The 26544-nt window shown below is 46.3% G+C and carries 24 protein-coding genes; 11 read left to right on the forward strand and 13 right to left on the reverse strand.

From position 1 onward, the window contains the following. Positions 1 to 99 precede the first annotated feature (99 nt). The 6 genes from egtD to AAKU64_RS07330 all read right to left on the reverse strand — a co-directional run bounded on the left by egtD (position 100) and on the right by AAKU64_RS07330 (position 8269). A complete protein-coding gene (gene egtD / locus AAKU64_RS07305) occupies positions 100 to 1044 on the reverse strand; it encodes an L-histidine N(alpha)-methyltransferase (protein ID WP_354361947.1) in 945 nt (314 codons plus the stop codon). A gap of 18 nt (positions 1045 to 1062) precedes the next feature. Then, positions 1063 to 2445 (reverse strand): glutathione-disulfide reductase, encoded by a 1383-nt coding sequence (gene gor / locus AAKU64_RS07310; protein ID WP_354332048.1) that lies wholly within the window; start codon positions 2443 to 2445, stop codon positions 1063 to 1065. A gap of 288 nt (positions 2446 to 2733) precedes the next feature. Next, a complete protein-coding gene (locus AAKU64_RS07315; RefSeq protein ID WP_354332046.1) occupies positions 2734 to 3282 on the reverse strand; it encodes a cytochrome b in 549 nt (182 codons plus the stop codon). Between the two features lie 54 nt (positions 3283 to 3336). Beyond that, positions 3337 to 5928, reverse strand: coding sequence for a cation-translocating P-type ATPase (locus AAKU64_RS07320; RefSeq protein ID WP_354361948.1), 2592 nt, complete (start codon positions 5926 to 5928; stop codon positions 3337 to 3339). Positions 5929 to 6588: 660 nt separating this feature from the next. Then, positions 6589 to 7320 (reverse strand): hypothetical protein, encoded by a 732-nt coding sequence (locus AAKU64_RS07325; RefSeq protein ID WP_354332042.1) that lies wholly within the window; start codon positions 7318 to 7320, stop codon positions 6589 to 6591. A gap of 400 nt (positions 7321 to 7720) precedes the next feature. Beyond that, positions 7721 to 8269: a sterol desaturase family protein gene (locus AAKU64_RS07330; protein ID WP_354332040.1), complete on the reverse strand. Its 549-nt coding sequence runs from the start codon at positions 8267 to 8269 to the stop codon at positions 7721 to 7723. Positions 8270 to 8478: 209 nt separating this feature from the next. Here AAKU64_RS07330 and AAKU64_RS07335 point away from each other — a divergent pair, with 209 nt between their 5' ends. Both AAKU64_RS07335 and AAKU64_RS07340 read left to right on the forward strand, forming a co-directional pair. Beyond that, complete coding sequence (locus tag AAKU64_RS07335) at positions 8479 to 9753, forward strand: acetate/propionate family kinase (RefSeq protein ID WP_354361949.1); 1275 nt, start codon at positions 8479 to 8481, stop codon at positions 9751 to 9753. Continuing rightward, on the forward strand, positions 9740 to 12136 hold the full coding sequence (locus AAKU64_RS07340) for a phosphoketolase family protein (protein ID WP_354332036.1): 2397 nt from the start codon (positions 9740 to 9742) through the stop codon (positions 12134 to 12136). The genes AAKU64_RS07335 and AAKU64_RS07340 overlap by 14 nt, the downstream gene beginning before the upstream one ends. 323 nt (positions 12137 to 12459) lie before the next feature. On the opposite strand, the gene AAKU64_RS07345 is transcribed toward AAKU64_RS07340, so the two are convergent. Continuing rightward, the gene (locus AAKU64_RS07345) at positions 12460 to 13392 is read right to left on the reverse strand and encodes a LysR family transcriptional regulator (protein WP_354332034.1); all 933 of its coding nucleotides are present in this window, start codon (positions 13390 to 13392) and stop codon (positions 12460 to 12462) included. 126 nt (positions 13393 to 13518) lie between these two features. Between AAKU64_RS07345 and AAKU64_RS07350 the strand changes: the two genes are divergently transcribed. From AAKU64_RS07350 to AAKU64_RS07385, 8 genes are all read left to right on the forward strand, one after another. Then, positions 13519 to 14130: an FMN-dependent NADH-azoreductase gene (locus AAKU64_RS07350; RefSeq protein WP_354332032.1), complete on the forward strand. Its 612-nt coding sequence runs from the start codon at positions 13519 to 13521 to the stop codon at positions 14128 to 14130. Positions 14131 to 14138: 8 nt separating this feature from the next. Continuing rightward, on the forward strand, positions 14139 to 14282 hold the full coding sequence (locus AAKU64_RS07355; RefSeq protein ID WP_354332030.1) for an NAD(P)-binding domain-containing protein: 144 nt from the start codon (positions 14139 to 14141) through the stop codon (positions 14280 to 14282). Continuing rightward, positions 14282 to 14641 carry an NAD(P)-binding domain-containing protein gene (locus AAKU64_RS07360; RefSeq protein WP_354332029.1) on the forward strand — a complete coding sequence of 120 codons (360 nt, stop codon included), beginning with the start codon at positions 14282 to 14284 and terminating at the stop codon, positions 14639 to 14641. The genes AAKU64_RS07355 and AAKU64_RS07360 overlap by 1 nt, the downstream gene beginning before the upstream one ends. Then, the gene (locus tag AAKU64_RS07365) at positions 14583 to 14954 is read left to right on the forward strand and encodes a pirin-like C-terminal cupin domain-containing protein (protein WP_354332027.1); all 372 of its coding nucleotides are present in this window, start codon (positions 14583 to 14585) and stop codon (positions 14952 to 14954) included. The genes AAKU64_RS07360 and AAKU64_RS07365 overlap by 59 nt, the downstream gene beginning before the upstream one ends. A gap of 133 nt (positions 14955 to 15087) precedes the next feature. Then, on the forward strand, positions 15088 to 15675 hold the full coding sequence (locus AAKU64_RS07370) for an NADPH-dependent F420 reductase (protein WP_354332025.1): 588 nt from the start codon (positions 15088 to 15090) through the stop codon (positions 15673 to 15675). 153 nt (positions 15676 to 15828) lie between these two features. Continuing rightward, positions 15829 to 16998, forward strand: coding sequence for an ABC transporter permease (locus tag AAKU64_RS07375; RefSeq protein WP_354332023.1), 1170 nt, complete (start codon positions 15829 to 15831; stop codon positions 16996 to 16998). After that, positions 16998 to 17936, forward strand: coding sequence for an ABC transporter ATP-binding protein (locus tag AAKU64_RS07380; RefSeq protein ID WP_354332021.1), 939 nt, complete (start codon positions 16998 to 17000; stop codon positions 17934 to 17936). Before AAKU64_RS07375 ends, AAKU64_RS07380 begins: the two co-directional genes overlap by 1 nt. Continuing rightward, positions 17936 to 18946 (forward strand): MlaD family protein, encoded by a 1011-nt coding sequence (locus tag AAKU64_RS07385; RefSeq protein ID WP_354332019.1) that lies wholly within the window; start codon positions 17936 to 17938, stop codon positions 18944 to 18946. Before AAKU64_RS07380 ends, AAKU64_RS07385 begins: the two co-directional genes overlap by 1 nt. 40 nt (positions 18947 to 18986) lie before the next feature. Here the strand turns inward: AAKU64_RS07385 and AAKU64_RS07390 are convergent, their stop codons facing one another. Continuing rightward, entirely contained in the window at positions 18987 to 19187 is a 201-nt protein-coding gene (locus tag AAKU64_RS07390) for a hypothetical protein (RefSeq protein WP_354332017.1), read from the reverse strand. Positions 19188 to 19206: 19 nt separating this feature from the next. Here AAKU64_RS07390 and AAKU64_RS07395 point away from each other — a divergent pair, with 19 nt between their 5' ends. After that, positions 19207 to 19746, forward strand: coding sequence for an ABC-type transport auxiliary lipoprotein family protein (locus AAKU64_RS07395; protein WP_354332015.1), 540 nt, complete (start codon positions 19207 to 19209; stop codon positions 19744 to 19746). Here the strand turns inward: AAKU64_RS07395 and pgm are convergent. The 5 genes from pgm to AAKU64_RS07420 form a co-directional block, all read right to left on the reverse strand. Then, positions 19718 to 21382 carry a phosphoglucomutase (alpha-D-glucose-1,6-bisphosphate-dependent) gene (gene pgm / locus AAKU64_RS07400; RefSeq protein WP_354332013.1) on the reverse strand — a complete coding sequence of 555 codons (1665 nt, stop codon included), beginning with the start codon at positions 21380 to 21382 and terminating at the stop codon, positions 19718 to 19720. The genes AAKU64_RS07395 and pgm overlap by 29 nt on opposite strands. 168 nt (positions 21383 to 21550) lie before the next feature. Beyond that, entirely contained in the window at positions 21551 to 23725 is a 2175-nt protein-coding gene (gene tkt, locus AAKU64_RS07405; RefSeq protein WP_354361950.1) for a transketolase, read from the reverse strand. A gap of 110 nt (positions 23726 to 23835) precedes the next feature. Further along, positions 23836 to 24924 (reverse strand): transaldolase, encoded by a 1089-nt coding sequence (tal, locus tag AAKU64_RS07410; RefSeq protein WP_354361951.1) that lies wholly within the window; start codon positions 24922 to 24924, stop codon positions 23836 to 23838. Between the two features lie 36 nt (positions 24925 to 24960). Next, entirely contained in the window at positions 24961 to 25656 is a 696-nt protein-coding gene (locus AAKU64_RS07415) for an HAD family hydrolase (RefSeq protein WP_354332007.1), read from the reverse strand. Positions 25657 to 25741: 85 nt separating this feature from the next. Continuing rightward, a partial coding sequence (locus AAKU64_RS07420; protein WP_354361952.1) for an NADP-dependent phosphogluconate dehydrogenase occupies positions 25742 to 26544 on the reverse strand: 803 nt, incomplete at its 5' end.

The following is a 26544-nucleotide window of genomic DNA, read 5'->3' on the forward strand; positions in this document are numbered from 1 at the left end:
ACGATTAGTGGTTGAACTGATTGAATTGATGGAATATAAATTGTATTGACGAATTAGCAGAAATTTTAAATTTTTTTACAGTGATTTTTGATGAAAATTTTAAGGTCTGGCCAGCATCACGGCGAATAAATTATTCTCATCAGTCCACATCTGAGAATGTTTAAATCCGCCTTGCGCCAAAAGATCTATAAATGCTTCGGGTGTATATTTGTAGCTGTTCTCTGTATGGATTTTCTCACCGGTTTTAAAATGACGGTTACCGCCACGCCACGATACTTGAGTGTCCTCGATTGCCTCCAGATGCATTTCAATACGTGACTCGTCCATATTGAAAAGTGCAAGATGTCGCCATTGATTCAGCTTGAAATCACTTGCGATAAGACGATTGATATGATTTAACACATTGAGATTAAATGCCACCGTAACGCCTGCTGCATCGTCATAGGCAGCTTCCAGAATTGCACTATTTTTTCTTAAATCGACACCAATCAATAATGCGCCGTCGACATCAATCAATGTTCGGATACGGGTTAGCAAAGCCAATGCGTCTGGTCGATCAAAATTGCCAATAGACGATCCTGGATAAAATACTAAGCGTTTTCCCATAGGTAAATCGTCTGGTAATGCTACGTCAGAGGTAAGATCAGCTACTACTGGACGGATATCAATTTCTGGGAACTCTTGTCGCAAATTACGGACTGAGTCGACCAAGAAATCGGATGCAATATCAACGGCAATAAATCTGGCAGGATGAATAGATCGGAACAAATGACGAACTTTTTCGCAACTGCCGGCACCTAATTCAATAATAGTCCGGTCTTTTCCAACGGCTTGTGCGATTTGTTCGCTACAGCTGGCCATGATGGATTGCTCTGTTCTCGTCAGATAATATTCAGGCAAACGCGTAATCGCTTCAAACAGTTCGCAGCCTTTTGTGTCATAAAAATATTTTGGTGAAATCTGTGCAGATGGCTGACTTAGCCCCTCTATGATTTCGATACGTTGCAGATTTTCTATATCAGACATGGCGGTTTTAAGATTCATGTTTTTTAGAACCCTGTTTTAAGAGCCACATTTTAGCTTCGTTTTTTTCTCACGCATCGTCATAAATTCTTCAGCCGCTGTCGGGTGAATGCCGATTGTTTTATCAAAGTCTGCTTTGGTTGCTCCCATGCGGATTGCGACTGCGAGTCCCTGGATAATTTCTGGCGCATCGGGACCGATCATGTGTGCGCCCAGTATTTTTTGGGTATTGGTATCGACAATAAGCTTCATCAATGTTCGCTCATGATTACCGGATAAGGTATTTTTTAGTGGTTTGAAGTTACTACTGTAGACATCGATTTCTTCATATTGATCGAGCGCGTCTAATTCACCTAGGCCAACAGTTCCCACAGGAGGCTGACTGAATACGGCAGAAGGAACAATACTGAAATCGGGTAAGCTTGGAGTCGGGCCAAACAACGAGTTCGCCAACGCAGCGCCCTCGCGAATTGCCACAGGAGTAAGGGCAATGCCATTGGTCACGTCGCCAACTGCAAAAATATGTGGGACGCTGGTACGCGACGTATGATCAACGCGCACGCCGCCCGCTATGACATCGACACCAATCTTCTCTAAATGCAGATTGTCAATTTGTGGAATTCGGCCAGTCGCATACATGACAGTATCGAACATAAGATGGCCGTGATCACCTTTGTCCATATTGACCTTGATTAGTCCATCGTCTTGCTTAATCAATTCGCTTACTGTGCTATTAAGTACAATCGTGATTCCCTTTTTACGCATTTCCTCTTGCAGATGTAAGCCAAGATCGGGATCAAAACCACGTAGTATCTGCTCGCCTCGATAAGACAGAGTCACCTCTGCACCAAGCGCGTTAAAAATACCTGCAAATTCGACCGCGATATAACCTCCGCCGACAATTAAAACTTTCTTTGGTAGCTCGGCCAGTTCAAAAGCTTCGTCCGAGGTAATGGCATATTCAATTCCAGGGATTGATGGACGGTAAGGTCTGCCACCAGTTGCGATCAAAATATATTTTGCACGGATACGCTGACCATTCACCTCAACAGTATGATCGTCAACAAAATGCGCACGACCGTTTAGCACACTCACACCAGAATTATTTAACAAGTCCTGATAAATCCGACTAAGACGATCAATTTCTTTGTCCTTAGCGGTAATTAATTTTTTCCAGGAAAAAGTTGGCTTAGAAATTGTCCAGCCGTAGCCCTCTGCATCGGAGAAATCATCAGCGAAATGTGAGGCATAAACTAAGAGTTTCTTGGGAACGCAACCTCGGATAACGCAGGTGCCACCGTAACGGTCGCTTTCTGCAATTGCGACTTTCACGCCATGACTTGCTGCGACACGTGCGGCCCGAACACCGCCGGAACCGCCACCAATCACAAAAAAGTCAAAGTCAAAATCAACATTGCTCATGGAATTCCTTTCGTCTTAAAACGGATTTGAACGATCCATACAGTAGTTGATTTCACTATCAGCCATTATTCTTGGATCAGTCAGGAGAAAATCTTGGCAATAACAAGGAAGTCTATTTTTAAAACGGAAAATGCGCACGTCACATCCAGCAAACAACCTGTGAGCGTTTATTTGCATATGCTTATTCCGGGATGATTATAAACGGCTTAGATTAATGTCACATGACAAGAGAATATTCTCGAAGAGATCGAGAATATTTTTGAGGAGTGTTGAATAGATTGTCGTCAATCAATCACGGCGTGGCAGCATCCTGATCAGAGTATTATCCTTAATAATATAATGATGAAATAGGGCAGCTAAGGCATGTAGTCCAATCAAAAAATATCCTATTGTTGCGGCTGTTTCATGCACTTCCTTGATTAACCCTGCTGTCGATTTATTTTCTCCAATTAACATTGGTATTTGCAAACCGAAAAATGGGACTGTTTTCCCTTTCGCACTGAGTATCAGCCATCCTGCGATTGGCATGCCTATCATTAGGACGTAGAGCGCAATCTTCATTAATTTGGCGAGCATTTTTTGCCAATTGGCTGGCTCAGGAGTAATTATCGGTGCTGTCTGAATCGCTTGAATTATGACGCGCACCAATGCAAACAACAAGACCGACATACCTAGCATATAGTGCCAGGTCTTCATTGCGTCCCGCTCTTGACTTCCTTTCGGGAATATATCGCGCAGTTCCATACAGGCGTACACGGCCACAATCAAGATCAACATAAACCAGTGCAGTCCAATCGACAGCGAACCGTAGTTCGAATTGTTATTGCGTAATTTCATACATACTCTTTTTTAGTAGGTTAAAAATATTCAAAGATAAATTTGATTTTTGAATCAAACTCCTCTGGGAGAGAGAAATTTGGTTGCAACGACGAACAAGGTCAACAGCATATTGACACTGATCAGCATCAGCAATAAAACACTGGATGGTGGGGACAAAAAATGGAATAACTGACTCATAAAGGGTACAAATAGGGCTAGTCCCAGCATGGTTACTCCTGAGGCGATCACCCACCATAATGCAGGATTGGGTAACTTTAATGAGGCGAAAAAAGGTAATGATGAGGATCGGTTGATCAAGATCAACCAAATGTCACCAACAATCATTGCTGAAAAAGTTAAAGCTCTGGCTTGCTCAGTATGAAGTCCTAATTGCGTAGATCCCATATAAACTGCTACTAAGATAAGTAACAAAAAAACGCCTTGCTGTAGCCCCATCATGAACAACGGCCTATCGAATATTTTCGCCTTTGTAGAGCGTGGAGGGCGGTTCATTACATTCGCTTCCTCTTGCTCCGCCTCAAATACAATCGAACAGGTTGGATTAATCATCAATTCAAAAAAAACGATATGTACCGGCAACCAGATCAAGGGCCATCCCATCATTACGGCCAGTATCGACATGCCTGCTATCGGGATATGTGCGGCAATGACAAATACGACGGCTTTCCGTACATTATCAAAAATCCGGCGCCCTAAAGAAATCGCCGCCACAATAGAACTGAAATCGTCATCGAGTAACACCAAGGCGGATGCCTCTCGCGCGACATCCGTGCCTCGTCCGCCCATGGCGATACCGATATGAGCTGCCTTTAGCGCGGGTGCATCGTTCACGCCATCACCCGTCATGGCTACAATTTCTCCGATATTTTTTAATGCGACGACGAGCCTTAATTTTTGTTCTGGTTGTATTCGACAAAATACGTTGATTGAATTCGATGATTCGCTTTGTAAGCACTGCTCCAAGTCAATATCGCTCATCGTCTCTAATTCTGATCCTGTAATGGCGCCCGACGTAACGTCCAGTCCACTTTGCATTGCTATACTAAGTGCTGTCGCTGGATAGTCACCGGTAATCATAATCACACGAATGTCAGCAGCATGACATTCCGTAACAGCCTTCCTGACGCTAGGTCGCAGGGGATCAGCCAGAGCGATTAATCCGGTTAGCTGAAATTTAAAATCATGTTGAATTTCGGGCAGGTCGCCACGCCGGAAGCTTGCTTTGGCCACGGCGAGTACGCGTAGTCCTTGCTTTGCAACCTGATTAACCTGAATGTTAATCTGTTGCGTCGCGCTTTCCGATAGATGGCATAAATCAATGATTGCTTCAGGGGCACCTTTTGCTGCGATCACATAATCCACAAGATCAGGGGATTGCCACACGCGTGACATTGCAAGCAATTCAGGTGACAGAGGATAGTCCTCAATTAAGCTCCAATTTGCGTGTAGATGTTCGGTTCCACGCAGAGCGATTTTTCCAGTTTCGTTAATAGCTTTCTCCATCGGATCAAATGGATTTCTATGACTCGATAGGATGGCAAATTCCAAAGTTTCATGGAACTTCTCTGGAAACTGTTCTGGTTTCAAGGACTGTATGTCATTAAATTGCTGTACTAGATCTTGTTCGTCAGTCCCTTGTGCAGGAAGAATGATCTGGGACAAAGCCATGCGATTTTCAGTCAAGGTGCCAGTTTTATCGACGCACAGAACAGTCGTCGCACCTAGCATCTCAATTGCAGAAATACGTCGTGCTAAGACACGCTTCTTTGCGATACGCCAAGAGCCGATCCCTAGAAAAATCGTCAGAATCAAAGGTAATTCTGCGGGCAATAATGACATTGCTAAGGTCAATCCCGCTAAAATTCCGGTCATCCAGTCGTTGCGGGAGATGCCATACCATGCCATCAAAAAGAGAACCAGAGCGATGCTCGATAATGCGATGACTTTGACAGCGTGCTGAGTCTCAGTTTGGATTCGACTTGGCTCAGTTTCCAATGTAAATAAGGCATTGCCCACACGTCCAAGCGCGGTATTGCCAGCAGTTGCCACTACTTGTGCCTTGCCGGTACCCTGCACCACCAAAGTTCCTGAGTAGATAGAGGGGTGATCATCGCCACCAGGCGCCAGCACGTCTTCGCTGAACGGCTCGCTCGCCAATTTTCTAACGGGAATAGATTCGCCACTTAACAGAGACTCATCAACGGTCAGACCTTGACTTTCGATAAGAAAGGCATCTGCCGGAATACGGTCACCTTCAACTAGTAAGATGATGTCTCCCGGAACAACATCTCGTCCTGGAACTCTCTGTTGTGTAGAGTTGCGTAAAACAAGTGCCTGTGGACTAGAAAGATCTCGCAACGCCTCAAGAGCACGTTCACTTTTTTTCTCTTGAGAAAAGCTCATTCCTATAATGATGAAGACGGATCCAAGCAAGATCGCGGCATCTTCTATATTACCCAAGACCAAATAGATAGCTCCACAGGCAATCAATAAAACAAACATGGGCTCGCTAACGATTGTCCACGCGATCGCTTGAAACGAGCGCGGCTTAGCTGACGGTAAATCGTTCCATCCATTTGTGCGCAATTTTTTTACTACATCATCGGTACTTAGGCCGCTAGTCGAATTGGTTGCGATAGCCATGAGTTTTCTTTCCTAACATTGATGCACCGCATAAGAGAGAGCATTCTTGATATAAAAAATGCGAATGAAAACACATCTTTAGGTAAGACCGGCTCGAACCCAGATTTTCTAGTAGTACATCTACAATTGTCTTTATAGCGTCGGCACGCAAATCACGATGGTGTTATTGCTCTCAACATCGTACGCTTTTAGGGACTCTATGAGGCGATAGCGATCCAGCCGAAAATCCAGATTCAATATAGTGTTGGGCTATATTTTGGTTTGCTCGGTACCGAACAAGCTTGATTGATGAGTCTGCATTATGAATCTTCATTGCGAAGATAATCGTGTCATAAAAAATCTGAGTAACGCTTGATCTAGCTCAAGTAATCTAGTGTTAGGAATTGGCATCCTAGGACAATTGGTCTAAGGTAAAGTCTAAGGCTGAATTGTGTTTGGAAGGCGAATGTGATGTTGGAATAGGTCGAACTATGATTTAGACAAAATACGCGGTGTCATTCATCTGTTTCGCAATTCAATAAAGTCAATTTAAAAAATTAAAACTCAGTTACACAGTAGTAGGCACTGCTAACACTGACTTCAAAACACCCGTTTTAAGTTACACATAATCTTTATTTCAATGTTAACAGTTCCTAATTTTAAATTAGAAGTACCAGCGATTTAAACTTTTGTGCTAACTACATTGCCGGTTGGTGTCACACCTTGCAGATTTTTTTCTATATTGGTTAGAAAACTGCTCAGAGTTGCGCTGCTACCTGATTGACCATCTGCCGCCAGTAAATTTGTGAAGCTTTGTTTAAGTGCGTCGATAGCAGAATTAGATGATCCTGATGTGCTTGTTCCTGTGCTGGTAGAGTCCGAGGTGTCAGTACTTGAGGAGGATAGTTGTTGTATCAGATTTTGTATGCCGCCTTCAAGCTTGCTGATCCCGCCGCCGCCATGATGATGATGTCCACCGCTACCAGAACCTGATATTGCGCTGCTGGGATCTGTGCCTGAGTCCGAGCTTGAGGACGATGTGCTTGAGCTTCCTGAGCTAGATTGTGATTGAAGCGCCGCAAATAAACTCTGTGCAAATGCAGCTAATGCCTGCTGTGGATCTTGTGCCGATGTTGCGTCCGAGGTGCTAGAAGTACTAGAGTTACCAGAAGTTGACGAAGTAGCTGATGTACCAGATGTGCCTGTGCTATCCGTAGTAGCGGTACCGCTGATGCCAAGCTGCGCTAGCGCTTGAGTCAGGGCGGATGCAAATTTGCCACCGCCACCACCGCGAACTCGTCCACCGTCTCCGTCACGATCGACGGTAGGCGTTGCGGAGTTGATTGCTGAGACATTGGATGTTTGTAAAGCTGAAAGAGGCGATATGTTTCCACCAATTGACGATATAGACATGATCTTTTCCTTTATTCAATAATTTATACGTGAGTAAATACATCGCTAAGCACGCCGTTTAATACAGCACCAAGAAGACCCTGGGGCATCTTGTATGTATATCGATTTTTACGGTGATTTAAATCGAAGAATAAGGGGGATTTTTCAATTGATTTGTATCTCTAAGTAGGGATTTAGTTACGTTTTCAAGTAAGTGTAACAATGTACTGTTTTAAGATAAATTCCGTTTGGATTTAATTTTTTATTGAAACATCTGTGAAGTCTTTCAAACACTTCGTGTTGGAAATTCGCTTTGTAGCATAACGATCTTCGTCACCACTTGGAGCAGATTTTCAAAAAATTCTTCAGGAGCATTTAGTGATGTCGGACTAAACGCTGACAATCGGGAGTTCAAGTTCAATTAATTTGAATCGCTTCCAAAAATCTTATCCCAGAAAGCGTTTGTTACACCAAAGTGGCTGATTTTTTTTGATGGATGATGATGCACTGCGTGCCAACGTTTACGTCGAAGTAACCAAGCATAATTCGCTCGCCAATGGTGTGTTGCATGATGTGTGATTGTGTATAAAAGATAGCCAGTCAGCAGGCCAAAGGTAAGAGACGATGCTCGCCATAAATCAGCTATCACTAAAGTCGGTAAAAAAACCAATCCAAATATAAGCATGGCACTCAAGATCGTCGGTGTACAAATTAAGGCTGTCGGACGTTGATGGTGTTCTTGATGCCATGTACTAAAAGGGCGTAAACCATGCAGCACAAAACGATGCAATACGTATTCGATAAAAGTCCAGCTTAGTAAACCAGTGAGTATAAAGGTGATTGTTTTTAAAAATTGTTCTGATGGACTTAATGTAATCAGAAAAGTCGCCATCAAGATAGATGTAATGCTGTAGAAAATAAAATCAACGCGGTACGCTAGCTTGCTTTGTTCCAGGCTAAAAATTTGCATGTTGATCCTAATTATTGACTAAATAGTTATCAATAATGATCGCGATTATACGACGGGTCTGTACGTTGTCGAACATACAATAAGCAAGATCAGGTATAGGCTTAGCTTGAATTGTTATTTTGTATCCTGCTAGGTCAAAAGCGTTTTGGCATATTTCAGCCAAGTCATTGCCACTCCAGGTTTTTAGTCCATCGCGGAAGGTTCTTGATATGAATCCACCTAAGTCAAGCGTGTTAACGATTAACGGCGGGTCTTCCAGCATCAAGTTCGCTTTATTTGAATCTGGATCAGATTTGCGTAGAGTTTTCTATGGACAGTTAGAAGGGATAGGGCAGGCAACTGGCCGCTTTATATCCAAAGGTCTGGCACCCGAGGATAACTTCACTCATACGGCCCATCTCCCTGACTATACCAACGCAATTAGCTTACTCATGGCGTGGCAGCAAAAACGGATTGATCCCGCAAGTTTGACCGCAGTAGGGCATCGCATTGTGCATGGTGGATCTGACTATTGGGAGCCACAAATCATCAACTTAACGATGATTAAAACCTTGTTGCATATGAGTCCGTTTGATACTGAACATTTGCCAGAAGAAATTTTACTGGCAGAGGCCTTCCATCGTCGCTTCCCTCAATTGCCCCAGATCGCGTGCTTTGATACGGCGTTCCATCACGATATGCCACGTATGGCGCATCTGTTGCCGATTCCGCGGCGGTATCAGGACAAAGGTGTGCAGCGTTATGGCTTTCATGGATTATCTTGTGCTTTTTTGATGGAGGAATTAGCACGACTTACTGACCACGCCACAGCACAAGGCCGGATAGTGCTAGCGCATCTTGGTAACGGCGCTAGTGTGACTGCGGTACAAGGCGGTAAAAGTATCGATACCAGCATGGGATTTACACCAAGTTCTGGTTTGCCGATGGGCACACGTTCTGGTGATCTTGACCCTGCATTAGTGTGGTACCTAGTGCGCACAGAAAAAATGGCGATCAAAGATTTTTATCATATGGTGACGCACGAATCAGGTCTGCTGGGTGTATCAGAAATCAGTTCCGACATGCAGGTTTTGATTTCTAAAGAACTAAATGATGTTCGTGCCGCTGAGGCTATTGGCCTATTTTGCTACCAAACTAAAAAAACACTCTGCGGCTTAATCGGTGTACTGGAAGGATTGGATACTTTGGTTTTTTCAGGCGGTATTGGTGAAAATTCAGCAGAAATCCGGGCCAGAATTTGTAGCGGATTAGGCTTTTTAGGCATAGAAATTGATCCTATCAAAAATGCCGCCAACAACGAAGTTATCTCTTCTGAGAGTAGCGCAATCACGGTGCGTGTGATTAAAACAGATGAAGAATTAATGATCGCCAAAACTGTTTTTCGAATGTTAGATAAGCATCAAAATACTGCTAAAACTCCTCATAGCATTTCCACCGGCGCCCCTCCAGTTACTTTTACTAAAGATAACAATGAAACCAATTGAGTCTGAACAAGTTCAAGGTACAAAAAATCAGCCCTTAGAGCCAGTGCTTTTAAAAAAGATGCAGGAATACTGGGCGGCGGCTAATTATCTCTCTGTCGGACAAATTTATCTCTACGATAATCCTTTGCTCAAGTTGCCTTTAGAGCTTGGACATATTAAGCCGCGATTGTTGGGGCACTGGGGTACGACGCCGGGACTTAATTTTATTTATGTGCATTTAAATCGTGTGATTAAACAAGATGATTTGAATATGATTTACGTCACCGGTCCCGGGCACGGAGGCCCGGGCTTAGTTGCGAATGCCTATTTAGAGGGAACGTATAGCGAGGTATATCCCGTCATTACACAAGATGAAGATGGCTTAAAACGGCTCTTTAAACAATTCTCTTTTCCTGGCGGTATACCTAGCCATGTCGCGCCAGAAACACCGGGGTCGATTCATGAGGGAGGCGAGTTGGGCTATTCACTCTCACATGCGTATGGCGCTGCGTTCGATAATCCTGATTTGATTGTTACTTGTGTGGTCGGCGATGGCGAGGCAGAGACTGGTGCGTTGGCAACTAGCTGGCATTCGAATAAATTTTTAAATCCTGTATGTGATGGAGCCGTGCTGCCGATCTTGCATTTAAATGGATACAAAATTGCAGGGCCAACGGTACTTGCACGGATTCCGCAGGATGAGTTGCAGGCCTTATTCCAAGGCTATGGTTACACTCCGTATTTTGTCGAGGGCGATGATCCAGAAACCATGCATCAATTGATGGCAGCCACGTTAGATACGGTAATCGCCAGCATCAAAGCAATTCAATTGGATGCGCGTACTAATGGTTTTACACAGCGCCAGCGCTGGCCGATGATTATTTTGCGCTCCCCCAAAGGTTGGACTGGCCCTAAGTTTGTAGACGGCAAACAAGTAGAAGGGACTTTTCGCTCGCATCAAGTACCGATTGGCGATATGAGTCATGCTGATCATGTAGCGATTTTAGAAAAATGGATGCAGAGCTATCAACCCGAAGAGTTGTTTGATGCAAGTGGAAAACTACGCGCCGATTTAGCTCAGCTGGCGCCCAGCGGTAACCAGCGCATGAGTGCCAATCTGCATGCGAATGGAGGCATACTCTTACGCGATTTGCAGATGCCAGACTTTAGGGACTATGCGGTTGATCTACTTTATCCCGGTGCTATTGATGTTGAGTCTACTGCGGTACAGGGCAAATTTATCCGCGATATTATCAAAAGTAATCCGACTAATTTCCGGGTATTTAGCCCGGACGAAACTGCCTCTAATCGCTGGGCTGCCATATTTGATGTGACTAATCGTTGCTCTACCGCCGAGGTCATTGCGATTGACGATCATGTCGCCGCCGATGGCCGGGTGATGGAAATGTTAAGTGAACATCAATGTGAGGGGTGGTTGGAGGGCTATCTGCTGACGGGGCGGCATGGATTTTTTTCTTGTTATGAAGCCTTTATCCACATCGTTGATTCTATGTTTAATCAACATGCAAAATGGCTTAAAACGGCAAATCATATCACTTGGCGAAAACCAATCGCATCACTTAATTACCTGTTGTCGTCTCACGTATGGCGGCAAGATCATAACGGCGGTAGTCACCAAGACCCGGGGTTTATCGACCATGTAATGAATAAAAAAGCCGAAGTGATCCGAGTCTATTTGCCGCCAGACGCCAATACCTTGTTGTCCGTTACTGATCACTGTCTGCGTAGCCGTAATTATGTGAATGTGATCGTTGCGGGCAAACAGCCAGAACCGCAATGGCTGACGATGGAGGCTGCAATTTTGCATTGCAATGCAGGGATCGGCATTTGGGATTGGGCCAGCAACCATACCGATCAAGAGCCGGATTTGGTCATGGCTTGCGCAGGGGATGTACCGACTATAGAAACCTTGGCTGCCGTTAAATTGCTATGGGAATTTTTTCCAGAAATAAAAATCAGAACCATCAACGTGGTGGACTTGATGAAGTTACAGCCAGACAGCGAGCATCCACATGGATTAAGCGATCAGGATTTTGACGCCTTATTCACGTCGGATAAACCGATTGTTTTTGCTTATCACGGCTATCCGACCTTAATCCATCGTCTGACTTATCGCCGCACTAATCATCACAATTTGCATGTACGCGGTTTCAAAGAGGAGGGCACAACCACGACGCCATTTGATATGGTGGTGTTAAATGAGATGGATAGATTTCATTTATTTGAGCTGGCAATTATGCGGCTACCACAACTGACCTCAAAGATCGCCGGGGCCAAACAGTTTGTGCGTGACAAACTGACCGCGCATAAGCAATACATAGATGTGCACGGTGAGGACTTACCCGAGATTAGACATTGGCGCTGGATGGAGGTCAGTACATAAACAGGCTTTTGCGTTTGCTACCGCGTTTGTTATCCGGTATCGAACGGTAGTGCCAAAGGCTACATTTCGACGCTAAGCATAGTTTAGCTAAATATATACTCCTAAATAGTATATTTAAGTTGTCCATAGAATCAGTGGGTAATAGGTCAATTTTTTAAACAATATTGGGGAGTATATGTTTTTTATTGAATAGGACTTGAGTGGAATTGCCTCCGCAAGGCGTATAGGAGAACAATACTTTAATACCCGATGTTCCAATAGAGATTGCAGCGCAACTGAGGCGGTTTTGCTTCATTCCTAAAAAAATAGGCGAGTGAAATAGCTCACTTTGCTTTAAGCAGTTCTCTTTGCTCTATACAAAGCTTTAAACGTTCAATAAACCATTGTCCCGCTGGTCCCGGTGGTGCGGCAGTCGGATAGACCGCTGACATCGGCAGCTTAAAGCCATCTTGCGGCGTATCTTCCATATTCAAAACAAGCAAAGCGCCAGATGCCAGATCCTGCTCAATCATATGTAGCGGCATGCTGCCCCATCCAACGCTGTTGAGGAGAAAGGCATGTTTGGCGGACAGGTCTGCCAAACGCCAGGTCTGTGGAGATATCACGCCATAATCATGTCCAGCCATTAAATCGGAACGATCGGTCAGAACCAGCTGGATATGTTTTTCCAACGCTTTCTTAGGAATAGGTCCGCTCATTGTTTTACCCAACAAGGCCAAGGGATGAGTCGGCGCTGCGACCATCAATAAAGACATTTCCGCCAGACGTGTGCTTGTCAATGACGGAAAAGTGATAGGCAAGGAGGCCAAAATACCTAAGCTACAGCGTTCGTCCATAACAGGCTGGTAAGCAGCGCCCAGACCCTCAACATACAGCCGCAAAGGGGTATAAGGGAATTGCCTGGAGAAATCCTTAGCGACCTCGGCGATCATCACCGTAGGAAAAAAAACATCTACTACCACCGATAGTTCGGGTTCTAGCCCAGATGCCATCAGCTTGGCGCGCGCTTTCAGTGTATCTACACCAGCGACGATATTGCGTGCGTCGGCCAATAGCAGCATGCCTTCTGCTGTGAGCTTGGGATATCTGCCCGAGCGATCAAAAAGAACCACGCCGATTTGCTCTTCCAGACTATTTACCCAGCCGCTGACGGCGGATTGAACCCGGTTGAGCTTGCGCGCCGCAGCAGAAAAACTGCCTTCATCGACAGCGGCAACAAAGGTTCTGAGTTGGTCTAGCGACACGCCGTCTAGCATATATCCTCCTAATGTATCTCAAATATAGATGGTATCCATCTCAATATATCATCTTCTCAGCTATTCACAAAAAGCAGATGATGCGGAACATGTCCTATCAACCCCAAAAACACTAAAGGTTTAATCATGAAACTCTTACATCTTGATTCCAGTATTCTCGGCGCATATTCAGTTAGCCGTCAGTTGTCTTCCGCCATCGTCGCGCGCGAAGTCGCTTTGCATCCAGATATCCAAGTTATTTATCACGACCTTGCTTTGGACCCCACTTTGCATTTATCGGGAGCACATCTGGCAGTCTGGCAGGGCGGCGCGGTCGAAGATGCTTCCCTTGTCGCTGATTTAGCCAAAGGGAGTGCTTATATAGAAGAACTGCTCGAAGCAGACATCATCGTAATCGGCGCACCGATGTATAACTTTTCTATCCCGACCCAACTGAAGGCCTGGATAGATAGGGTAGCGGTCGCAGGCAAAACATTTCGTTATGGCGCTAATGGTCCAGAAGGCTTGTTATCCAAAGATAAGAAAGTGTTTATCGCATCATCCCGCGGGAGTGTTTATGCTGCAGGCAGTCCTGCCGCGGCCCTAGAACATCACGACAGTTACCTGGCCGGACTACTTTCCTTCCTGGGTATTACTAATCTCAAGGTCATTCGCGCTGAAGGCTTGGCATTTAGTCCCGAAGCCAAAGAAGCTGCTATTAGTCATGCTCTGAAAGATATTGCTGCTATTGCTGACTAAGAACGACCATGACCTATTCCATCATCGGCTCTGGCAACGTCGGCGTTGCTCTTGCCCGTCAGTTTGTGCGCAGCGATATTGAGGTTTGTATCGCAAACGCGCGCGGCTCCGACTCACTTACTGCCCTCACAAATGAGTTGGGGAAAAGGTGATGCCAACGACCTTACAAGACGCACTCAAGGCCGAGGTTGTGATCTTCGCTGTCCCTTTTCGCGCCTATAGAAAAATTGCCAGTGTTATGGTGGACTGGAGCGGCAAGATTGTGATCGATGCGATGAATGCGCGCGATCTTACGCCGGAAGAGTTAAGCGGGAGAGAATCCAGCGATATCCTTGCGCTGGCATTGCCGGGAGCAAAGGTGGTCAAAACTTTCAATCAACTTCCTGCTGCGTTGTTGGGTAGTGACCCGTTCCAACCAAGTGCTCGGCGCAATCTGGTCGCTTCCCGCTGCATTGAATGCGAACACCCGCCGAAAACTATTTTTCTTCAAGGGCGCGAGTCTGAATATTGATGGTCAGATCGTTCCACAACAATCCGCGATTGAAGTGCGCGGTACCAGCACCGTCGAGCTGATTAACGGCTCAGAACCAAGCGAAATATTAATGCTGCAAGGCACTCCGATTGGTGAGCCAGTTGCGCAGCATGGCCTCTTTGTGATGAATTCCGATGAAGAGCTCCGACAGGCCTACGCTGACTACCGCCGTACGCAGTTTGGTGGTTGGCCCTGGCCAAGCAATGCTCCCGTTCACGGATCTGAGCAGAGAGATTCGCTCGTCACGCTAATGGGCGTGTTGAGCTTGTTTTACAACCGGATTTGCAATTAGATATATCTCAAAAATAGATGGTTTGTATCGCAATATCCCGGCTTCTCAGATCTATTTGCGAGCAGTACGATTACATCAGCTTGTTTCGCGCTCTGCGATTTAAGTATCTTTTTTAAACTACAAGGAAATTATCATGACTTATTCCATCATCGGTTCAGGCAAAGTTGGTACCGCACTTGCTCGTCACTTCGCCCGCACTGGCATCGACGTCGTTATCGCGAATACCCGTGGCCCAGACACACTTCAGTCATTAGCAAAAGAACTTGGCGAAAAAGTGACGCCAGCAACAGTACAAGACGCGCTTAAAGCGGACATCGTTATTTTTGCGATTCCATTTCTGGCACATCGCCAAATTGCACGCGAAGTGACTGACTGGGACGGTAAGATCGTCATCGATACGATGAATCCTTATGGCGTGCCGATGGAGGAGTTGGGCGGACTTGCGTCTTCTGATGTGTTGGCAGCGGCGTTGCCAGGTGCTAAGGTAGTTAAGGCTTTCAATCAATTGCCTGCGGCGCTTCTGGCAAGCAATCCATCTCAACATGAGGGTCGCCGGGTTGTATTTGTATCGGGCAATGACGATGACGCTAGCGCGACTGTTGGACGACTTGCCGCACAGCTTGGCTTTGCTCCAATTTTGTTAGGTAAGGTGGCAGAAGGTGGACGTCTTTTGCAATTGACTGGACCATTACTGCTACAAAATCTGATCAAGCTTGGTTAAGCTTAGTTAATCTACATGCGTACCGGATACATGGCTAGCTGCTATTGATTTATCAGCGTCAATAGCAGTATCGTCTCGTGAACTACGTACGCTGCCGAACAGATGAGGTGTCTTCCTTAAGGCAATCTGAGGATAATTATTTAATCCTGAGAGATGTCGCGTTTTATGCCAACTACTGAGACACTCGTTGCCGCAATTGCTCAGCCTGCGCCTGGCCAACTTGTTCTTTCTGGTAGTTGGACCGCACGCGCCATTGGCGATATCGACCCGCATTTAGCGGCCTTGCTATTATCTGATGCCGTATTGGATCAATCGTCCGGTAAGCCTGCTGCTCAGCCCACAATTCAAATCGATGGTTCGCAATTAATTAGTATTGATAGCATCGGCATTTGGGTCTTACAGAGGCGCTTGCAAAGCTTCCGTGATCAAGGGGGCGTCATCCAGTTATCAGGATGGTCGCCGCAATATCAAAAAATGTGGGACATCGTCAGCCAGCAAAAACATGCTGCGCTACCAGTCTCGGTAAATTCTTCTTTTGTTGAACATATTGGGGAAAAAGCCGAGAGCGTATTGCAAGATAGTTTGGCATTGCTCAGCTTTGTCGGCGAAATCGCGATGACCTTTGCACGACTATTGCCGCACCCTCAACGCTGGCGCTGGCGACCGGTGCTGCACAATATTCAGCTTGCCGGATTTGAGGCATTGCCAATTGTTGGCATTACCTCTTTTTTATTGGGCATCGTAGTCGCTTATCAAGGCGCGGACCAACTCAAACATTACGGTGCCAATATCTTTGTGGTCGAACTGGTCGGCTATTCCATGCTGCGTGAATTTGCGCCTTTAATCACGGCCATCATTATTGCCGGACGTTCAGGCTCTTCTTATGCCGCGCAAATCGGCACTATGGTTGTGACCGAAGAAGTAGACGCAATGCGTACCATCGGCATCGTGCCGATTGATTTGCTGGTCATACCCAAAGTGATTGCCTTATTAATCGCACTACCTTTGCTCACCATTTTCGCCGATGTGATTGGGGTCTTGGGCGGCATGGTAATGGCAAGCTTACAGCTGGGTGTCGGTTTTCATGAATTTGCAGAACGATTTGGCACAGAAATTCCGCTAAAGACCTTATTAATTGGAGTTGGTAAAGCTGCTATGTTTTCAATTGCGATTGCAGTGATCGGCTGTTTTCAGGGCTTCCGCACAAAAGGCAATGCCGATAGTGTTGGCCGCCAGACTACACGTAGTGTAGTGCAGGCGATTTTTGTGGTGATTGTGTTGGATGCGCTGTTTTCCGTCATTTTTAATTTATTGGATTTGTGATGGAAGCACAAAATTTCTCAAAAATTCTTAGCGCTAATGAGGATAAGGCTGATAGCAAGCCTGACACAAACGTCAATAACAACGTCAATAACAACGCCAAGCCCGATAACATCATCGAGATGCGCAAGGTATGCACCCGATTTGGCAACAAGACAGTACACACAGATCTTGATCTGGATATCCGGCGAGGTGAGATTTTTGCAATTGTCGGCGGTAGTGGATCGGGCAAATCAACCTTGCTGCGCGAAATGATTTTGTTGCATAAGCCAGACTCCGGATCAATCAAAATTTTTGGAACCGACCTTGCCACTACATCGGACGAAGAGGCCAATCTATTACGCCAGCGTTGGGGTGTTATGTTCCAAAAAGGCGGCTTATTTAGCACGCTCAACGTGATTGAAAATATTGGCCTGCCTTTACGTGAGCACACCGTATTAGACGATCAAATCATTGATGAAGTCGCCGCGTGGAAATTATCTCTTAGCGGGCTGGAGCCAGACTCTGGCTCGCGGTATCCCTCTGAATTAAGCGGCGGTATGCTCAAGCGCGCGGCACTTGCGCGTGCTCTGGCGCTTGATCCTGAATTGCTGTTCCTAGATGAACCTACCGCAGGGCTAGACCCAGCTGGTGCAGCGGGTATTGACAGCCTAGTTCGAGACTTACACGCTTTATATAACTTAACCATTGTGATGATCACGCACGATCTGGATTTGTTGTGGCAAGTCACTGACCGGGTCGCTGTATTGGGTGAGGGCAGAGTGCTTGCTGTTGGCTCTATGAGTGAATTGTCCAAAATGGATCATCCGATTATTCGCCAATACTTTGATGGTGCACGTGGACGTGCGGCACAGCAACAGACAGGCCAGGAGCAAAAAAAACAGCAGCGAGTATCAAAAACAATGCAAACCGTAATTGAAGAAAGTAAAAAGGAAACATGATGGAAACAAAAGTCAATTACGCAGCAGTAGGTACATTTGTCTTGGCGCTTGGTGCGGCATTTATTGCGGGTATTTTGTGGTTGTCGGTCGGTTTAGGCAAGCAAAAACACTATGAAAAATATCTTGCGATTGTGAATGAATCGGTTGCCGGACTGAACGTTGATGCCCCTGTTAAATATCTGGGAGTCGATATCGGAAAAGTGAAAGATATCAAACTTGATCCGGCCAACCCGCAGCAAGTACTATTGCAATTTGCGATTGAGCAAGGCACGCCGATCAAAATCGATACCTTAGCGGTACTGAAGACGCAAGGATTGACGGGTATCGCCTATGTTGAGTTAAGCGGTGGTTCGCCCAATGCGCCAGTTTTGGTCGCTACCGGGCCAGATGAGTTGCCGGTGATCCGCACTAAACCGTCATTGGGTGCCCGACTAGAAAATGTGCTCAGCTCGGTACTGGCTAATCTTGATCGTACTGCCGCCAATATCAATGCGGTGTTAAACGATGAGAATCGCGCTGCGTTTACCAAAATTCTGGCGGATACATCAGCTGTCACCGGTACTTTGGCAGCGCAAAAAAATGCGATGAGCAGTGGTATCGCTAATGCGTCTAAGACGGCTGACAATGCAGCACGCGCATCGGCACAGCTTGATCCGCTGTTACAACGTATTTCCAGCAGCGCAGAGGCAATAGAAAAATTGGCGAAAGAGGCGACATCGGCCAGTATCAGCACTAAAAAAACAGTGGACGATGCCGGTTCTGCAGTACGCCAGATCAGCAATGACACGGTCCCAGAGTTAAATCGATTGCTGACAGAATTAGGGGACTTATCAAGCTCACTAAAAAGTTTAAGTGAGCAGACCAAACAAAATCCAAGCAGCTTGATACGTGGTCGCCAACCAGTTCCTTATGGTCCAGGTGAAGGACTGGGTGATAGATCACTAGGCAGTACTAAAGATGGCTCTGGCGAGAGTTTTGGCAAAAAAACGGGAGAGAAGAAAACACCATGATCAATTTAGCTAAACCAAAAACAGGTACGTCATTGCAATATCAATTCAGCAAACCCGCTTCGCATAAGGCTATTGGCTTAAGCATAAGTTTGGCTGTAGTGGCAATAGTGACATTGAGCGCCTGTTCCTCCCTATTGCCAGCCAATGTGCCACCACCGATGCTGTACTCTTTTGATGCGGTACAAACGAATGTAAACACCAAACCAATAGTGTCGCTACCAGCGAAATCTGCTAATGCCATAAGTGGACCAACATTAACTGTGAGTATCCCGCGTGCGGCCGCCGGTTTTGATACGCAGCAAATGATGTATATGCGCCAGCCGCATCTACTGGAATATTTTCGTGAAAGCCAATGGGTAGATATGCCTGCTGCTATGTTGTTTCCACTAGCGGTCAATGCGATAGAGCAGAGCGGGCGATTTGGTGCGGTAATGCAATCGCCTACCACCATCGTCAGTCAGTATCGGCTAGATTTAGAAGTGGTACGGCTACAGCAAGAATTTTTCAGCCAACCAAGCCGTGTTCACTTCACTTTACGTGCGCATTTGTCCGATACCGCAAGCCATAAAATCATCGCCTGGCGTGAGTTTGATACCAACGTCAATGCGGAGAGCGATAATTCCTATGGTGGCGTAGTGGCCGCAAATCAGGCGATACGTACGACGCTGATTGAGCTTGCCAGTTTTTGTGCTGATACGCTTAAAAACTCATCCGAATCGTCGGCTGAATCAGCGACAGTACCAGCTACACAATCAGCTGCTGGATCAGCTTTTAAGCGGCCAGCGCCTGATCGACGATAACTTGTGCCTCGTCCAGTATTTTTTGCAGATGCACATCGCCGAGAAAACTCTCGGCGTAGATTTTATAAATATCTTCTGTACCTGAAGGGCGGGCAGCAAACCAACCATTTGCTGTAATCACTTTTAATCCGCCAATGGCGGCATCGTTACCAGGTGCGCGGGTCAAAATGGCCTGTATGGTTTCGCCGGCTAAGCTGGTTGATTGCACTTGTTCTGGCGACAGTTTAGATAACTTGGCTTTTTGCTCGAAGCTAGCATACGCCTGCTTACGGTCAGCCACAGGCTCACCAAACTCATGGGTTAAATCGCTATACACATCGCCAAGATCATGTCCCATTTTTGCAGTGATTTCGGCTGCGAGCAAGGCTAAAACCATACCGTCTTTATCCGTCGTCCAGGCGCTGCCATCACGCCGGGCAAAGCTGGCGCCAGCGCTTTCTTCCCCCGCAAAAGCCAGACTACCATCGGCTAATCCTGCAGAAAACCATTTAAAGCCAGCGGGCACTTCAATTAATTGTCGCCCCAGTTTGGCTGACACACGATCAATCATCTGGCTACTGACGACTGTTTTTCCTACAGCAGAGTTTTTACTCCACTGAGGTCGGTGTTGAAACAAGTAATAGATAGCTACCGATAAATAATGATTGGTCGGCAATAGTCCCACTTTGGGCGTGACGATTCCATGTCTGTCGTGATCGGTGTCACAGGCAAAGGCAATATCAAAGCAATCCTTTAAGGCAGTCAGGTTATGCATGGCATAAGGCGAGGACGGATCCATGCGTATTTGCCCATCCCAGTCAACTGTGACAAAGCGGAATGTAGTGTCTACCAATGGATTCACGACGCTTAAATTGAGTTTGTAATGATCCGCAATCGCCGGCCAGTAATGCACACCGGCACCGCCGAGTGGATCAACACCCATATGGATATTCGCCTCGCGAATGGAGGTCATGTCGATCACATTCTCCAGATCGTTGATGTAGGCGTTTAGAAAATCGTAGTAGTGCGTGGTCGACGCCCGCAGGGCTTTTTCAAACGGCATGCGTAAAATGCCGGGCGAATCACCCAAACCACCTTGAGTACTTTTCTGCAAAAAATCGTTTGCCTGTTTTTCTATCCAGCCAGTGATGATCGTATCCGCTGGTCCGCCGTTGGTGGTGTTGTACTTGATACCGCCATGCTCTGGCGGATTGTGTGAAGGTGTGATGATGATGCCGTCTGCCAGACCAAGCTGCCGTCCACGGTTATACGTCAAAATTGCATGCGATACGGCCGGTGTCGGCGTGTATTCCCCTTTTGCTGCCATCATCACCTCAACCCCATTTGCAGCCAAGACTTCTAATACGCTGGCGAATGCGGGTTCGGACAAAGCGTGGGTATCAATTCCGATAAAACATGGCCCGGTAATACCTTGTTGCTTGCGATAGAGACAAATTGCCTGACTAATCGCCAGCACGTGCATCTCGTTAAAACTACGATTAAATGCTGAACCGCGATGACCTGATGTACCAAACAACACTCGTTGCGACGCGATAGATGCATCGGGTCTTTCTGTGTAATACGCCGTCACGAGTTTAGCGACATTGATGAGTAATTCTGGGGGGGCTGGTTTGCCAGCTAGAGGGCTGATTATCATAAGCTATGTTGTGTTGAGTTGAATTGACGAAAAAAATGGAACATACAAAGGAGTAGAAATGAGAATTCTTATATACTCCCTAAATAATTTAAAAAAAGCTCTATATTGATCAATGATTGTATGGACAATTAATATATACATCCACTCAGTATTAAATCTGTCCTATCATTACCCCTTCAGTGCTGGGGCTTCAATGCGATGTGGTGTCGGATGCAGGATCATTTGTACTTTAGCCGATGCCACTACATGTTCGGGCTCAAATCCGAATTGTCTTAGTAGAACTTTGATCGGTGCCGACATACCAAAAGTGTGCATCCCTAAAATGCTGCCATCTACACCAGCATAGCGTTCCCATCCAAAAGTAGAGGCTGCCTCTACCACGACACGCGCCTTGATTGAAGGTGGCAGTATTTTGTCTTTATAGGCTTGAGTCTGACTTTCAAATATTTCCCATGAGGGCATACTGATGACTCGGGCGTGGATGCCCTCCGTTTTCAGCTGCTCGTATGCCTTGATGCAAATTCCCATTTCGCTGCCGGAAGCGATTAGTAAGACGTCAACTTGATTGTCCGTGGTCTCGGCCAAGATGTAAGCACCAAAAGCAAGGCCGCTGGCGCTGGCATAAATCGATCGATCTAAAGTTGGTACCGCTTGTCGCGTCAACACTAGGCAGACTGGGGTCTGTTTAAATTGCATCATCACTCGCCAGGCCTCTACTACCTCATTCGCATCTGCCGGTCGCAACACCACTATGCCGGGCATTGCGCGTAGTGATGCCAATTGTTCTATCGGCTGATGGGTGGGGCCATCTTCTCCCATGCCAATTGAATCATGCGTCCAGACAGAAATCAGTGGCAACTCCATCATGGCGCTCAGCCGGAGCGCGGCACGACAATAGTCGGTAAAGATTAAAAAACTGGACACGAACGGACGCAGACCAGACAAACTCATTCCATTTGCAATGGCGCACATCGCATGTTCACGCACGCCAAAATGAAAATTACGGCCTGCATAATTGCCTTCCGCCGCTTGTCCAATCGCTTGAAAATTACTCGGTCCCAATAAGTTCAGTTGCGTTTTGGTCGATGGCGAAAGATCCGCAGCACCGCCCATTAGCCAAGGTATTTTGAATGCCAGCGCATTTAACACGATACCTGAGGAATCACGCGTTGCCATTCCTTTTTCATCCTGATCGAAAACCGGTAAGACTGTCTCCCAGTTTTCAGGCAAATTACGTACTTGTATCTTGTCAATCTCTGAAGCCTGATCTGGATATTCGTTGCGATATGCCAGATATAAAGCGTTCCACGTCGCATATGCAATTGCCCCACGCAATCCAAATCGCCTCTTAAAATGATCAATAACCCCATCTGGTACATCAAACTGTAGATCAGGATTGCAGCCATAGAATTGTTTTGTCAGACGGACTTCCTCGACTCCGAGCGGTTCGCCATGCGCTTCACGTGTATCTTGTTTGTGTGGCGCACCATAACCAATATGGCTTTCCACGATAATGAGAGTTGGTCTATCCTCATTCGCATCATGCGTTTGCTGCTGACGGTCACCGCGCTCGTCTAGATCGGCAAAAATCTGGTACGCCTTGGTCAATGCTGTCAGATTATTGGCATTCTTGACCCTCAATACCTGCCAACCATAAGGGAGGAAACGCGCTGCAACATCTTCGGTAAAAGTGATTGACGTCGCACCTTCAATACTGATGTGATTATCGTCATAAATCCAGCATAGATTGGCTAGTTTTAAATGTCCTGCCAGCGATGCAGCCTCGCTGCTAACGCCTTCCATCATGTCGCCGTCACCGCACAAAGCATAGACATGATGGCTGAATAACTCGTAACCAGGGCGGTTATAGGTCGCTGCCAGCCAGCGCTCTGAGATCGCCATGCCGACGCTGTTTGCCAGTCCTTGTCCTAACGGTCCGGTTGTCGTTTCTACTCCAGACGTCCAGCCAAATTCAGGATGTCCGGTGCAGCGACTTCCTGCTTGCCTAAAATTTTTCAGATCCTCTAAAGTCACTGCCAGACGATCGCCGGGTGGATAGCTCGACGATTTCGCTTTTACGCCTGTCAGAAAAAGCAGGCTATAAAGCAAAGCGCAGGCGTGACCAGCCGACAAAACAAACCGGTCACGATTGATCCATTCGGGATTATCCGGATCGTATCTCAAGAAGCCTTGCCACAAGCAATACGCGGTTGGAGCCGCGCCCATCGGAGTGCCGGGGTGACCTGATTGCGCTTTTTGTACAGCATCGATAGACAGCGTACGTAAGGTGTTAATACATCGCTCATCGATTTCTAGCTCGGCAAATTGTTCTGGCTCGTTCACAAAAGACTCCGGTTAAAAACGCAATACAATAATTTGGCGACAATTTTGACAACCCATCTTTACAAAGGATTGCTTCCTTATTCAAAGGGATTGCTGTCAACTATTTCTTCCTACATATCGACATGAGCAAGTTGCCGTCCCTTTTCAGCGATTAGTAAGATCAGGGCTTCCCATGATTTTGCAAACGATGCAACGCCTTCAGTTTGAAGTCTTTCTGCCAAAGCCTCATCATCGACGCCTTCGCGCCTGAATTCCTCCAGCACCGCTTGGGCGAAGCCACCATCGGTAGGTAACACGCCGTCGGGCTTGCCGTGATCTGCAAAAGCTAATAAGGTCTTTTCAGGAACGGTATCAATACTGCCAGGAGCGATTAAGGCATCCACATACAAGGTATCTGACGCAAGAGGATCTTTGGTACCTGTGCTGGCCCATAAAATTCGCTGAGGACAAGCACCAGACTGCAGAATTTTTTGCCAGCGTGCGGAGACCATCAATGTTTGATAAGTCTTATAAATCAGCATTGCCATCACAATGCCAAGCCGATTGTGGTACTCCGGTGATATTTCCTGTTTGACTGCTGTATCCCAACGACTGACAAAAATCGATGCAACAGAAAATACTTTGGCATCCAACCCGGCGGCGATGCGCCGCTCGATGCCGCACAAATAAGCTTCTGCCGCTGCAAGATACTGCTGGCTTGAAAATAATAAGGTCACATTCACCGGCACTCCGGCAAAAATTGATTCTTCGATCGCCTTCAGACCTGCGGGCGTTCCCGGGATTTTGATGAATAAATTAGGACAATTTGCTGCACGATAAAGCCGCTTTGCCTCTGCTATCGTACCCTCGGCGTCATTCGCTAATAATGGTGACACCTCGAGCGATACCCAGCCATCTAAGCTGTCTGTAACCTTGAAAATAGGAAGAAGCAAGGCTGCCGCTTGGGTTAAATCGCTGATCGCCAATTCAAAAAATACAGCCTCAGCAGATTTTCCTTCTTCCAATTTTTGATGGATATCTGCATCGTAAGCATTGGTGTTTCGGATTGCCTGCTCAAAAATGGTGGGATTGGATGTCAGCCCCGTGATAGAAAATTCTGCAAGATATTTTGCTAAGGTACCGCTGCTTAACAGGTCTCTTGTGATGTTATCTAACCAGAGACTTTGTCCTAGCTGATGTAGTTGTATTGTTGGTTTCATGATCGCCTGAATGAGAAGAGGTGGGTTGAGTGGTCGTTATGGAGGATCAGATGATGTCGGCGCATGGATGACCTCAAGAAAATTAACATGGATTAAATCTGCTATATGATCAATCGTGATATCAGCAGCTGGAAAATTGGCGATATTTTCCGGATCAAGTGCGTAGTGCCCTTGACGAACAAAGATTGTCGTCAGTCGATCACCCCAATGACTTTTCATCGTAGACAAAATACGTAATTTATCGTCGACCATTACATAATGTTTCGCGGGGTACTGCGCCTCCACTACATCCAGCATGTCTTCTTTGTGGACGTAGACCAGTACTCGTCCTTCAACCGCATTCCACAGCCCAGAGCGTTGTATTTTTCTCGGCTGAAAAACTACATCACCATCCGATAAAATTACAGTTTTTCCCCAAGAAGATAGATGTGAAATCGCCGCTTTTACGTTGGGGTACAGCAAGTCGGAGAAGGGGAAATCCATTAGATATGCCGACATTAGTAATAGCCGCGGATCACTCATATCTTGTACTCGATACCGCTGTAATGCCCCCAAATAATCCACATAGCCTAATTCTTCACGCAGCTCTTCCAGAATAGTGTTGTAGCGATCCTCATTTTCAGGGCCAAATTCTTGAGAAAGATGGCATCGCAGATCACTACGCAGGCGATCGTTATCCAGCAACGTATTGTCTACGTCCAATAGAAAAATAATCTCGTCGGGTTCTGCCATTAGTCATCTTTCATCGAACAAAAATAGGTTCACTAAAAAGTCGAGGTCAGCGCAAAATAGTAAAAAAGATCATTAGCTATATTGATCAGGAATCTGTATCCAATTTCTCAACATGTCCACCAAATTGATGCCGCATCGCGGACAATAATTGATTGGCGAAACCAGCATTCCCCCGAGAGCTAAAACGCTCAGATAGAGCTGCGTTCAGTACAGGAGCGGGGACAGCTTCATCAATTGCAGCAATCATCGTCCAGCGTCCTTCGCCAGAATCTGACACATGCCCTTCAAATGTACTTAAGGAGGGATCTTTTTGTAGCGCCTTCGCAGTTAAATCGAGGAGCCAGGAACTAATGACACTGCCACGTCGCCAGACCTCAGTGATCTCAGCCAAATCAAATGGGTATTGATAAAATTCTGGATTGCGTAATGGTGTGGTTTCCGCATCTGTCGCAGTTTTTGAGTGACCGCCAGAGGTATTGTTCACTGCACCTATATTGGCGTTATGTAGAATATTTAGGCCTTCTGCATAAGCCGCCATCAAACCGTATTCAATACCGTTGTGCACCATTTTTACGAAGTGGCCAGCGCCATGCGATCCACAATGCAGGTAGCCATATTGAGCTGTACTTTTGTTTTTTTTATCACTGATCGCTGCTTCTTCGGACATCCCACTTTTTGTCCGGTCATTCGCAGTGTCGTGTGATGCCGCGCCTGGCGCGAGTGACTCAAAAATAGGGGAGAGATAATTTACGATGCCAGACTCGCCTCCGATCATCAGACAATAGCCACGCTTTAGGCCAAACACACCGCCACTAGTTCCTACATCAACATAATGAATGCCGCGTGAACTCAAGGCAGTGCTGCGTTGAATATCGTCACGGTAATATG

It is taken from the genome of Undibacterium sp. GrIS 1.8 (genome assembly GCF_040544445.1).
Lineage (GTDB): Bacteria > Pseudomonadota > Gammaproteobacteria > Burkholderiales > Burkholderiaceae_D > Undibacterium.